Raw genomic sequence first — 12,613 nt, 5'->3', positions numbered from 1 at the left:
GATCCGCCTGTTCGGCGCAGCTTGGCTCATCCAGGCCATCCGAGCCTGAACAAGCACGAGCCGTGGCGATTCATCCGCAGCCGACATTCATAAAGTTCCGCGCCCAATCCGTTTTGACACGGCCTCGGTCGGCTTCGGTCAGTCCGCACTACGACCGGGTTGGTGGTTTCCTGCAAGTTCGCTTTTGTGGAGTAGCCCCTTGAAAGCGGCAATCAGCTGCGGCGCTGGCTAATTGCGTGCCGGGTTTAAACCATGGATACCCGAAGACAGCGCTCTTCAGTTCGAAGCCTGCCAGCTGGGCGGCAAGACTCGGTAATGGATGCTGTCACATCGCTACGCGTTCGCGCCTCATGTTCGAGACAGTCCTTCAAGGGGTACGTGACGGGCGGGATTGGCCGAGGCTGTCCGCGCTCACGGGCCCATCACGCGGGAGAACCCGCGATATCGGCGCAAAGATCTGGGTAACCAAGTCCAGTTTCAAATCCGGTGAGATGCGCTATCCTGCCGTCCTCATGCTGGGCAGAACGGCCCGTCCAGCATCCCTGGAGAGGGTCGACCCATGTTGGACGAATACGGCTTTCTCCGTGGCGCTGAGTTGGACGAAGGCGCTCTGCCCGCTCTGTATCACTTCGTCTACTGCAGCCGTGCCGCCGACGGTGTCGATGACGCGGAGGTCGACCGGATCGTCGAGGCGGCCCAGCGGAACAATCTCGCTCGCGGCATCACCGGAGTTTTGGTCTTCGGCAGTGGTATTTTCTTTCAGTGGATCGAGGGGCCGGCGGCCCAGATGCAAGATCTTGTCGCGAGCCTCCAGGGTGATCCACGGCATCACGATATCGTAACGCTCAGCCAGAGTGAGGAAGAACGGGAGCGACTATATCCGAACTGGGATATGGAGAAGGTCGAAGCTGAGGACATCCGCGTCGTGTTGCGAGACGCACTCGAAAGCACCGACGACAAGGACAATATCGCGGCCCTGATGCGCATCCTACAGCAACTCGATACGGGTCATATCAATGCGCTTGGGCGAGCTTAGTCGCGGTAGCGATCCGTAGCTTTCAAGCAATGTACCCACAGCGTCGATGTCCTGATCGATGAGAGCGCGAGCTTGGCGGATACAATAATGCTCTCTCTGGATTGTCGTGCGGAACAAGCACACGTCGAGCCAGGAACTTTCCGCAAGCGCCTTTACAATCTGTCAAAGCGGCGGTCTGATGTGTACAAGAGGTGCACGGCATCGACCGACAAGCGCCCCGGCACAGGAAGAGCGTTCGGGGGGAGCAGACCATGTCAAACCTCGCTTTGTCCACCACGGCGTGGACTGATCCGTTGGCGCGACCCGCCGGCTGGGTCTCGGAGGTTCGGCTTGCCTATGCGCGCAAACGCACGGCCGAGGACAGCCGCCAGCGCGCCCTGGCTCTCAGCCGCATCGTCGAAACAGACATCATCCCGCGTTTGAAGCTGCTTCACCCGCAGCTTGCACCCGCGGCGAACGCTCCGCTCGCCAAACCTGACGCGCAACAGATCGAAGTCTTCACGCAGCTCCTCCTCGGTTCGGATCTCTCGGCCGCTTCGGACGCCGTCAGGGATCACCTGGCCAAAGGCCATTCGACCGAGAGCATGTTCCTCGAACTCCTTGCACCGGCCGCCTCCTTGCTCGGACGCCTATGGGACGAGGACCTCTGCGACTTTATCGAAGTGACCGTGGGCGTTGCCCGCCTCCAGCTGCTCCTCTCGCAATACCGATCCGAACCGAAGCTCTCCGCTCACGACGAGGCCCGGGCGGCCCTCCTGATGGGGGCACCGGGCGAGCTGCATACGTTTGGCGTGGCCGTCGTGGAGCAGTTCCTGCAGGTCGCAGGATGGCAGGTCACGAGTGGCTTGGCGTCCAGCCCGGGGCAGATCGCAAGCCTCGTGAGATCGACGTCGTTCGATGTCGTCGGACTCACGCTGAGCTGCGAGACCCGTATCGAAGGGCTCACGGCCTCGATCCAGTCGATCCGCGACGTCTCCCGGAACCGTTCGGTCGGTATCATGGTGGGGGGGCCTGTCTTCCTCGACAAGCCCGAACTCGTCGAGCGGGTCGGCGCGGATGCCTCCGCCGTCGACGCGCCGACGGCGGTCCTGCTGGCGCAGCGGCTTCTCGAGATCGGCCTCGAAGAGAGGCGCCGGGCTGACACCAAAACTGCCTCCTGCGGGTGACCCCGAGGTTTCGAAGGCAACGCAATCGGAGGCTGGCCAAATGAAGCTCGTGCAGCTCGTCTATGCGTCCCGTCCGTTCGGTTTCGATCAATCCGCCTTGGATAGTATCCTCACCCAATCGCGGCGCTGCAATACACGGGACGGTCTGACCGGCGCCCTGATTTGTCGTGGTGACATCTATCTCCAGCTTTTGGAGGGCAGCGCAGACGCTCTCGATGCGACCTACGCGCGGATCGTCCAGGACGATCGGCACTTGGAGATCACGCGTCTCGTCTATGCGGATGCGACCGAGCGTCTGTTTCCCTCCTGGGCCATGCGGAGCGACCCCGCACGCACCTGGATGTGGTCCCAGGATGACGTAGCCAAGGGGGCGGTAACGCAGGCGTCACCCGTGTCCGTGCTTGGAATTTTTCGACGGCTTGCGGCCGAGCCCGTCCAGCCGCCTAAGCTCACCCTCGTATAATCTGCACTCGAAGGGCTCGCCTGAGGTGCGCGTAGATGAAATTGAGGCCGGACGTAGTGCCCCAATGGTCAAGTAGGTGCGACTTCAGTTGTCCCAGGGACAGGGGTTCCCGCAGCAGCGGGTTGTCGAGCAGGTAGATCTGTTCGACCGAGAGGTAGTTTGCTGCCCGCTGGTAGGCATCGATGGCAGCGAGGCCTGTCGGTCCCAGCGTTCCGGGCACGAAGTCGGGGAAGAACGGCTTTCCTTCGTGATCCTGGATGACGGCAGGCTTCGGGTCACTCGCGACAGGCATTTCGGGTTCCCGGGCATTACGGGACAATCCTGCACCCCATGAAATATTACAGAGGAACGCGGATCGAGTGCCGAAGCATCCAGAGACGGTCACTCGGCCTTGTGCTCTGGAAACCAGTTCCCATGAAAGCCTGGCGGGATCCGATGCCCCAGGTGCACCGCGGCGACGGGCGCCGCCTCGAATGCGTGCGCGTCGAGGATGACGAAGTCGGTCGTATCACTCACCGTGTCGACGACGAGCCCAACGAGCCAGCCCTCGTCTTCTTCAGCCTCGGGCCTCGCAGGCACGAAAACGAACTCGCCCGGGACACTGTCGGGGCCGAACTCGTGAACGCGCCGCTCCCGTGTCTCCAGATCGTGCTTGTAGAGTTGCGTCGCGCCCACGAGCTGCGTGTTGCCGTCGGCGGGGACCGAGCCCGTATAGACGTATCGGTGGTGCTGCCCAAAGCGACGCTCGTCGATCCGGGGGAACTCCTGCGCCGCGGAATCGATCACCCGGCGGTCGACCCGCCCCGTCGTGGGGTCGGCTGTCCAGCGCTCCAGCCAGCCCGGTGCATCGAGGCCACCACCTGCCGAGGTGAACACCCTCTCGTAGGTGATGACGTCGAGGATCACCCGCCCGTCAGCGTCGTCGTAGGCATTGGCGACGTGGAAGACGAAGCACGGCTTGACCGCGCACCAGATGATGTCGGCGGCCGTGCCATGCCGCGGGAGCAGGCCGACGCGGGCGCGGTGGGCCGGGTTCCAGCGGAACGGGAAGCGGTGTCCTGCCAGCACCGCGCGCATCGAGAAGGTGACGGGCAGGTCTAGCACGACGACGAAGCGGGTCGTGATCGCGCAATCGTGGATGCAGGGTCCGTGCTCGACCGGAATTGAGACGTCCCGCACAACGCGACCGGCGGGCGAGATAACGACGTGGCGCACGCTGTCCCAGACGCGGCCGTCATAGGCGATGGCATGTGTTTCACCGGTCGCCGGATCGCGATGCGGATGCCCCGTGAAGGAACCGGCGAGGGTGCCGTCGAACGTATCGTAGCGCTGCGTCTCCAAGTCCTCGGATAAAAAGACGGGAAAGCTGCCGGCTTCGACCACGGCAAAAGCGCGGCCGCCGATCGCGACGACGTTGGTGTTGACGGTGTCGTCGCCGCGACGCGGCCCTGGGGCAGCGGGCCGGCCGAGCGCTGCAGAAACTGCATGCGAGCCGATCCAACGGTTACGGTACCACATGGCCTTTCCGTCCTCGATGCGGAGACCGTGCACCATGCCGTCGCCCAGGAACCAATCGTGGCCGCGCGTCGTCGGGCGGGCGGGGTTGGCGCCCATCTTCAGGTATCGGCCCTCAAGCCCCGCCGGGATCGTCCCGGTCACGGGCAAATCCCGCAGGGTCAATTCCTCGCGCATCGGCGCGTGGACCCCGACCACGAAGGGGTGCTGCGTCCTCGGAAGGCGCAATCGATTGCAGGCCGCCACCAGCGCGACAAGGCCCTCGGCGGCGGCACGCAGGCTGGACTCCATCAAGTTCGGCATCGGGGGCTGGCTCGGGGTGATCGGAGGAAAAGCAAGAGCCCCGGTGATGGAGGCGCTCGCGTTTCCGGATAAGAATGCCACCTCTGGTCGCCAGGGAAGACTGGGCGATTTTGTCGATGAAGCATCTAACCACGTCTGACCACGCGAGGGGAGTGGATCGCTGCATCTATGGCGCAGTCAGCCAAGCGCTCGGACGCCTCCAGCCGCCGGATGAATGGCTGCTTTTGGGTTTGCTATCGACCAACTTCTACGGCGTGATTGGGTCGGAGGCGGAATGTCCGCTTCAAGGCGACGACATTAGGCCTACTCCCCACCCAATCCGGTTTTGACGCTTGTCAGGCTATTATCAGACGGTGGGCACCCCGGGTAAGGCGCCGCGCTTTTACGGATACGGCCACGTGCCTACATATCACTCGTGCCTGTCCTCCTAGCGCTTGGCGCCGCCCTCCTGTTCGGTCTGGTGTTCGGCCCCCAGTGGTGGGTGCGCCGAGTGATGCAGCAACACGCCGCCGAGCGGCCAGACTTGCCCGGGACCGGTGGCGAGCTCGCCCGCCATCTGCTCGACATGGCGCGGCTAGAGCACGTCCTCGTCGAGATCGCGCCAGCCGACCACTACGATCCGGTCGCGAACGTCGTGAGACTGTCGCTGGGGAACCACGACGGCCGCTCGATCACGGCGGTCGCGGTCGCGGCGCACGAGGTCGCCCACGCACTCCAGCACGCGGCGGGGGACCGGCTTTTCGCGGCGCGGGTGAGGTTCTCCCCGGTCGTGCAGGGCTTTGAGTTCGCCGCGGCCCTGGTGATGATGACCGCGCCCGTGGTGCTCGCCTTCGTCCATTCGCCTGCCCTGCTCGCCGTGCAGATGGGGATCGGCATCGCGCTCCTTAGCGTTCGCGTCCTGTTCCACTTCCTGACGCTGCCGGTCGAGCTTGATGCGAGCTTCCGCCGGGCCCTGCCCATCCTGGAGACGGGTCGCTACCTCGACGAAGGCGACATGCCCGGCGCCCACACCGTACTGCGCGCCGCCGCCCTTACGTACGTAGCTTCGTCCCTCGTAGCGCTCGTAAACATTGCCCGCTTTCGACGGCTCCTCCCGTTCTAAATCGTCCAACGCGAGCGCCCCGTGTTCTGCCCCGATAACAAAAGCCCGAACGGGGATACCTGGCACCTTGGCCGGGTACCCGCGAACGGTGGCGCCTTCGTCATCCCCCAGCCCAAAGGTTCATCTGGGGGGCGACTCCGCTATATCGAGTATATCGAGCTCGGTGCCTTCCTCTGCGACGACAACGGCAAGCCCGAACAGCAGGCTCTGCTTCGCCTGATCGGCACCCTCGTAGACGTTCCTCCCTATGGCGGAGGAACGACGGCGATATGACCGCCCCCAGGATGTGGAACAAGCTCGTAGCCGCAGCCGTTCGGGAGCCGCGTCGACATTCGGGATCCCAGGGCCATACGCTTGCATGTCCACCCGCAGCCCACCCATGATTTCGATCCGCACCGTGCTGTGGACCGCCTTCGTAAGGACCCACTTCGCCGACGGAGCGTGATGTGGTGAGCGACAGTTTGGCCTTCCTGGCGGGCGGTGGCGAGGCCGCGCGCATGATTCGGGAGCGCGACTGGTCCGACCATCCGCTCGGCCATCCCGCGAACTGGTCCCCGGAGCTCCGCACGGCGCTCAGCCTCGTGCTCAACTCGCCGGAATCGATGATACTAGCCTGGGGGCCGGAGCTCACCTTCTTCTTCAACGATACCTACTTCCCGCTTCTCGGGCCACGCCTGGAATGGGCGATGGGCGAGCGCTTCGATGTGGTTTGGGCGGATGGCTGGGAGCAAGCCAAGCCAATCATCGACGCGGCTTTCGCCGGCCGAAGCCGACGCTTCGACGACCAGCCGTGGAGGCTCGACACCGACCGGGGCGAGGCCGATAGCTGGTTTTCGTTCTCGTACTCTCGCGTGCTCGACCGCGACGGTGGCATCGCAGGCCTCTTCATCTTCACTAACGAGACCACCGCGCGCGTGCTGTCCGACCGGGCACTGCGCGAGAGCGAGGAGCATTTCCGACAGACGGTCGAGCTCAATCCGCAGGTACCTTGGACCTGCGATCCGGACGGCAACATCCTGTCCTACTCGAAGCGCTGGCTCGACCTCACCGGTCAGGCGGCGGGCGAGCCGGACGGCTCCGGCTGGATCGCGGCGGTGCATCCGGAGGATGTGCCCGGGACCCTCGTAGCGTTCTCTTCCTCGCTAGCATCGGGCGAGCCCGTGGACGTGGACTATCGCCTGCGGGTGGGAGCCACCGGCGGCCATCGCTGGATGCGAGCCCGCGCCTGGCCACGCCGCGACGAAGCCGGTGCCGTCATCCGGTGGTACGGCGTCGTCGAGGACGTGCATGACCGCAAGCTTGCGGAGGCATGCCTGCGCCAGATGAACGTAACCCTGGAGCAGCGTGTCGAAGAGGCGCTGATGCAGCGCAAGCTCTGGGCAGACGTCTTCGAGACCACGGACGCCATGGTGGGCGCCCTGGACATGGATTACCGCCTACTGGCTGCTAATCGGTCCTGGATCGAAGAGTTCGAAGCCGCGTTCGGAATGCGACCCCGGATCGGCGACGACATCGTCGGCCTTCTCGCCCGTAGGCCAGATCACGCCGCCGCCGTCCGGGCGACTTGGGGACGGGCCCTAGCCGGCGAGGAGTTCACGATCGTCGAGGAGTTCGGCGACCCTGATCGTAAGCGGACCTTCTATGAGCTGAAGTTCACCACGCTGCGCGACAACGAGGGCCGCCGGATCGGCGCGTTCCAATATGTGCAGGACATTACCGAGCGGCTGCGCGCTCAGGAGCGCCTCGGCCAGGCGGAGGAGGCCTTGCGGCACGCGCAGAAGATGGAGGCGGTTGGCCAGCTCACCGGGGGCGTAGCACACGACTTCAACAACCTGCTCACCGTCATCAAGTCGTCGGTCGAGTTCCTGCGGCGACCTGACTTGGCCGAGGAGCGGCGCGCTCGCTACCTGGCGGCGGTCGGTGACACGGTTGACCGGGCCGCCAAGCTGACGAGTCAGCTTCTCTCCTTCGCGAGACGGCAGGCGCTGAAGCCTGTGGTGTTTGACGTTGCAGAGCGTCTGCGGGCCGTCGCCGAGATGCTAAACGCGGTGACAGGGGCGCGCATTCGCATCGTCACCGAGGTGCCGGAGCTGCCTTGCCACGTCCGGGCCGATCTGAGCCAGTTCGAGACCGCGCTAGTGAACCTGGTGGTCAACGCACGCGACGCCATGAACGGCGAAGGTACGCTGACCCTTCGCCTCGCATGCGGCTCCGGGCTACCGGGCATCCGCGGCCACGCGCCGGCCCCCGGGGTGTTCGCCGCGCTGGCGGTTGTCGACGAGGGCGCGGGTATCGCACTCGACCTGCTGGAGCGGATCTTCGAACCCTTTTTCACCACCAAGGAAGTCGGCAAGGGCACTGGGCTCGGCCTCAGCCAGGTCATCGGCTTCGCCAAGCAGTCCGGCGGCGACGTCGACGTGGCGAGCGAGGTCGGTCGCGGCACCACCTTTACCCTCTACCTGCCCCAGATCGAAGCATCGGTGGCGGTGGAGGAAAGCAGAGCGGGGGACGCCAGGGCAGTCACCATCGATGGCGGCCTGAACGTGCTCGTGGTCGAGGACAACCTCGACGTCGGACGCTTCTGCACTCAGCTCCTCCAGGACCTTGGCCATGCGACCTTCTGGGCGCAAAATGCCGAGGCCGCCCTGGCCGAAATGGATAGGGATCCCCGTCGGTTCGACGCGGTGTTCTCCGATGTGGTGATGCCGGGGATGGGCGGAGTTGAACTCGCTCGTCGCCTTCGTGCGAAGCATCCGGACATGCCGGTCATCTTGACGACCGGCTACAGCGGCGTCCTCGCCGGTGACGATAGCCATGGGTTCGACCTTCTCCGCAAGCCCTACTCTGCCGAGGATGTCGCCCGGGCCCTTGGCGAGGCCATCCGGCGAAGGTGGTAAGAGCTGTACGGGTGACCGTTACACCACCTTACGGAGCGCGAACCTGGCTGCGACAGACGCCTAAACGCCGGTCAGGACCAGGCGCAGGAAACAGGCAGGATGGTCGCGACGGTGTCGAACTGGGACGCTCGCCGTCCGAGATGGTCGGGGCGTCGTTCTGCCTGTCCATTCGGGCTCATTCATACACGGGCCAGCCATCCCGTGCCATAGTATGACCGGGTAATGCGAACCCTCCTGATGGGAATGATATGACGAGAGGTGACGGCAAGGGACTGCCCGCTGACGGTCCAGGCTATGACTCGCCCACGGTGAATCGGATCGCCGACATACCGCACGGCGTCGTTTGGCTTGACGACCGGGGCATCGTGCGTGCCGCCAACCCCGCCGCCGCAATCCTCTTGGTTCAGGCGAACGCAACCCTGGTAGGCCGGGACTTCTTCCGCGACCTGATGCCGGGAACCAACGTTCCCCGTGGACGCGGCCGCTTTCTCTCGGGCGTGCGCCGTGGGCGTCTCGACGTCGCCGCGCGCTTCGCCCTCGACCGTGCCGCTGGCCCGGTCCAACTCGACCTGCGCATGGCGTCGGTCGACGCTGCGGAGGGAGCGTCAATCGAGCTGATCCCGACCGAAAGGCCTGCTCCCCGTGATCCACGCCTGGGCGCCGCCGCTGTCGAGCGTCGCGAACGCGCTGAGCCGGTAGACGTCTCGGTCTGCGAACGCGAGCCGATCCACATCCCGGGATCGGTCCAGCCCGGCGTCGTCCTCCTCGTCGCCAATCCTACGGACCTCACCATCCTCGCTCACAGCGCCAATGTCGCCGAGGCGTTTCCCGATGCAGGATCGTCGTTGCTCGGTCGGTCGCTGCACGAAGTCCTGCCCGACGGCTTCGTAGCCTGCATCAGCGAAGCCCTCGTGGAAGGGCGCATGACCGGTGGCCAAACCGTCTTGGAGCGCATGTGTCTCGGCGAGGATGACACCGTCCCGTTCCTCGGCGTAGCCCATGCTCATGACGGTCGCGTCATTGTCGAACTGGAGGTCGTCCCGGAGCGACCCGGCGACTTCCGGTCCACGCAGCGATCGGGGGCGGGCCCCGCTGTGTCCCGGTTGCGTGCCGCACGGAGCGTCGCCGAGGTGGCCGAGGCGACGGCGCGCGAAGTCCGTGCCGCCACCGGGTTCGAGAGCGTCCTGGTCTACCGCTTCGACGCCGATTGGAATGGCGCGGCCATCGCCGAGGACAAAGTTGGCGACTGGTCCCGCTCGCTGCTCGGCCTCCATTTTCCTGCCTCGGACATTCCCGCCCAGGCTCGCGCCCTTTACCTGCGCGCCCGGAGCCGGTTCGTTACCGACCGTGATGCCGAGCCCGTGCCGATCCTCGGCGATGCTGCGGAGGCCGAGAGCCCGGTCGACCTCACATTTGCGCAGCATCGCTCGCTGTCGCCCATCCATCTGGAATACCAGCGCAATCTTGGCGTCAACGGCTCGATGTCGGCCTCCATCGTCGTTGACGGGGCGCTATGGGGCCTGCTGATCGGACACCATCGTCGTCCGCACTACGTGCCACCGGAGGTTCGGGCCACGGCCGCGCTGCTTGCCGAGACCCTCGCCATGCGGGTCCAGGAGATCGAGGGGCGGCGCCTCTGGGAGGCGCAGCAGGCCCATCTCGCCGCCGAGGGACGTCTCGTGCGCCAGCTGACCCGGTCCGACGACTACGTGGCTGCGCTGACGGCCGGTGAGACCACCATGCTCGACCTGTTCGAGGCGGAGGGAGCCGCCGTCGTAGCAGACGATGCCGTTACCGTGGTCGGCCGGGCACCAGAGCCCGAGGCTATCCGTACCCTCCGGGATTGGCTCCTGGGCGCTAGACCGACGGCCGAGGCCGGGTTCAGCACCCACGCCCTGCCCGCCGCCTATCCGCCAGCTTTGGCCTATGCAGACCGCGGCAGCGGCCTCGTGGCGGTCTTTGTCGACGAGTCGAGGCGCAACCTGCTGCTGTGGTTCCGACCCGAGGTCCCGAGTACCGTCTCCTGGGGCGGCGACCCCCGCAAGCCCGTGGCGCCCGGCAGCGGGTCGGCCGCCGTGTTGCCGCGGCGATCGTTCGAGCGCTGGATCGAGGAGCGTCAAGGTTTGTCGAAGCCCTGGGCGGAGTGGCAACTCTCCTTTGCCACTTCCCTCGCACAAGTCGTAGAGGGCGTCGTGCTACGCCAACGCCGTACCATCGTCGAGCTGACGGGACTGCTGGCGGACAAAGAGCGGGCCCTGGAGCAGAAGGACGTGCTGAGCCGGGAGATCGACCACCGGGTGAAGAACTCTCTCCAGATCGTATCGGCCTTCCTGCTGATGCAGCAGCGCCAGACCAGGGACCCGGAGGCAAAGCAGGCTTTCGCCGAAACTTCGGCACGGGTGATGAGCGTCGCGCGTGTCCACGACAGCTTGTACCAGGCAGAGAATATCGAGGACGTGGATCTCGGCCAGACTATTGAGAACCTCTGCCGCGACCTATCCGGCATGGCGGGCGACGGCCATACCGTCGGCATCACAGCCGACGCCCGGGTAATGGTTCCCTACCGCAAGGCGGTGGCGCTCTCGCTCATTGCCACCGAGCTCGTCACCAACGCCTTCAAGTACGCCTCCCGAGATGCGGGCGGCAGCCATATCTCGGTCAGCGTCAGCGACCAGGGCGGTGGCCGGGTCCGGGTGCGCGTCTGCGATGACGGCGAGGGCCTGCCAGAAGGCTGGGCCGATCGGAAGCCGAAGGGCACGGGGCTTGGAATGAAGCTGGTGCGAGCCATGCTCGACCAGATCGACGCGACGCTTGAGGTGGCGAACGATCCGGGCGCCTGCTTCACCGTGCATGCGTGAGGCCCGGGATGTCGGCCGTGATCCCGACGGTAACCGTGCTCGAACGATCGCGTACGGGCCGGGGTCCCACCCCTGGCTTGCTTCGGCTATGGCCTCCGCAGCCGTCCGGGAACCGACCCACGGTCGCAGCCTGCGGTCCTTGAGCTCGAACCGGCAACACGGACCTGTACAGCCCCGGCGGTGACCCAACTTTGCCATCCTAAGCCCACACGGTGGCCCTCAACACGCTTCGAGCCCCCGCGCCGCAACTACCGCGATTACGTCGCGATCGATGCCGAAGCGGGTCCCTGCAGGGGCTACCTGCCCGCGATCGGAAGGTTGCTTGCTGCTTCAGTCCGGAAATTTCAAACGCGAGGTCAATGGCTACTCGGGTCGCCTGGCATAGCCGAGCCGGAAAGAGCTGTAGTCCGACTGAACGACTGCTTCTGGGAACCCGGAAGAGGCCTTGCTATGACCTATTTGGGTCGAAAGCAGCCAGTGCACGCTTTAATTGTATATTCTTAGGTTGGTTGTGCAGGCACAAAAAGCTGAGCTTCAGGCCGACCCATAACATCATAAAAGCTATGTTTTATGATATTCAATAACAAGGTAAGTCTTTGCTGTTGCTGATTTTGTTCCAGGCCTCGCCCTTTCGGTCAATTGGAAACAGCATGCATTGTCGCTGATCCGCACACAGCATGAGATTTCAATGAAGCAGGCCAGGGTGCCCACCGAGGCGGAGTTCCGGCGGCTTGCAGCAGTGGTGAGTCAGGGCAAATATGGGCCGCGCAATCGAATAGCCCTGATGCTTAGCTACTTGGCCGGGCTACGAGTGGGGGAAATTGCATCGCTTCGGTGGAATGACCTCCTCGACTGTGAGGGCAAGGTCCGCGAGCAGCTCCGGCTCAGCGCGGCTGTCACCAAGGGCGGGCATGCCCGCGTGGTGTTCATGAACGGTCGGCTCCGCAAGGAGGTGGAGCAGTACCGGGGCAGCCTCGCGCAGCCCCCTGCCCCGCTTCAGCCGGTACTCATCACTCAAAAGCGCTCAGCGTTCAGCGCGAACACGCTGTGTCAGCTCATGAAGGGCTGGTACAATCTGGCTGGGTTGGATGGCGGATCGAGCCACAGCGGACGGCGCTGGTTCATTACGAAGCTCGCTCACGCCGGTATCTCACCCAAGGCTATCATGATGCTCGCTGGACACCGCCATCTCTCGACCACGCAGCGCTACATCGACGTCAACGATGAGATGATGCGTTCGGCTGTCGAAATTCTTTGAAGGAGCTGCTGCGCC

9 protein-coding genes and 1 pseudogene are annotated in these 12,613 nt (G+C 64.7%); 8 read left to right on the top strand and 2 right to left on the bottom strand.

The features are described 5' to 3' along the window. Positions 1 to 559 precede the first annotated feature (559 nt). From J7U37_RS19430 to J7U37_RS19420, 3 genes are all read left to right on the top strand, one after another. Complete coding sequence (locus tag J7U37_RS19430; protein WP_247636761.1) at positions 560 to 1,036, top strand: BLUF domain-containing protein; 477 nt, start codon at positions 560 to 562, stop codon at positions 1,034 to 1,036. A 191-nt stretch (positions 1,037 to 1,227) separates the two neighbouring features. Then, a complete protein-coding gene (locus J7U37_RS19425) occupies positions 1,228 to 2,202 on the top strand; it encodes a cobalamin-dependent protein (protein WP_247636760.1) in 975 nt (324 codons plus the stop codon). Positions 2,203 to 2,242: 40 nt separating this feature from the next. Then, complete coding sequence (locus J7U37_RS19420) at positions 2,243 to 2,665, top strand: BLUF domain-containing protein (protein ID WP_247636759.1); 423 nt, start codon at positions 2,243 to 2,245, stop codon at positions 2,663 to 2,665. A gap of 7 nt (positions 2,666 to 2,672) precedes the next feature. On the opposite strand, the pseudogene J7U37_RS19415 reads toward J7U37_RS19420, so the two are convergent. Continuing rightward, a pseudogene (locus J7U37_RS19415) lies at positions 2,673 to 2,924 on the bottom strand (hypothetical protein); the annotation flags it as partial. Between the two features lie 122 nt (positions 2,925 to 3,046). Next, the gene (locus J7U37_RS19410) at positions 3,047 to 4,483 is read right to left on the bottom strand and encodes a carotenoid oxygenase family protein (protein ID WP_247636758.1); all 1,437 of its coding nucleotides are present in this window, start codon (positions 4,481 to 4,483) and stop codon (positions 3,047 to 3,049) included. Here J7U37_RS19410 and J7U37_RS19405 point away from each other — a divergent pair. From J7U37_RS19405 to J7U37_RS19385, 5 genes are all read left to right on the top strand, one after another. Next, a complete protein-coding gene (locus J7U37_RS19405) occupies positions 4,413 to 4,622 on the top strand; it encodes a hypothetical protein (protein ID WP_247636765.1) in 210 nt (69 codons plus the stop codon). The two genes, J7U37_RS19410 and J7U37_RS19405, sit on opposite strands and share 71 nt — an antisense overlap. 276 nt (positions 4,623 to 4,898) lie before the next feature. Beyond that, positions 4,899 to 5,585, top strand: coding sequence for a zinc metallopeptidase (locus J7U37_RS19400; protein ID WP_247636757.1), 687 nt, complete (start codon positions 4,899 to 4,901; stop codon positions 5,583 to 5,585). 446 nt (positions 5,586 to 6,031) lie between these two features. Next, positions 6,032 to 8,482: a PAS domain-containing protein gene (locus tag J7U37_RS19395; RefSeq protein WP_348773008.1), complete on the top strand. Its 2,451-nt coding sequence runs from the start codon at positions 6,032 to 6,034 to the stop codon at positions 8,480 to 8,482. 365 nt (positions 8,483 to 8,847) lie between these two features. Further along, positions 8,848 to 11,340: a histidine kinase dimerization/phosphoacceptor domain -containing protein gene (locus tag J7U37_RS19390; protein WP_247636756.1), complete on the top strand. Its 2,493-nt coding sequence runs from the start codon at positions 8,848 to 8,850 to the stop codon at positions 11,338 to 11,340. A 655-nt stretch (positions 11,341 to 11,995) separates the two neighbouring features. Further along, positions 11,996 to 12,598 (top strand): site-specific integrase, encoded by a 603-nt coding sequence (locus J7U37_RS19385; RefSeq protein ID WP_247636755.1) that lies wholly within the window; start codon positions 11,996 to 11,998, stop codon positions 12,596 to 12,598. The last annotated feature ends 15 nt before the right edge of the window (positions 12,599 to 12,613 follow it).

Origin of the sequence: Methylobacterium sp. 37f, from assembly GCF_023093475.1 — a bacterium.
Classification (GTDB): domain Bacteria; phylum Pseudomonadota; class Alphaproteobacteria; order Rhizobiales; family Beijerinckiaceae; genus Methylobacterium.
The sequence above is the reverse complement of the archived record's forward strand: the minus strand, read 5'-3'. Positions and strand labels throughout refer to the sequence as shown.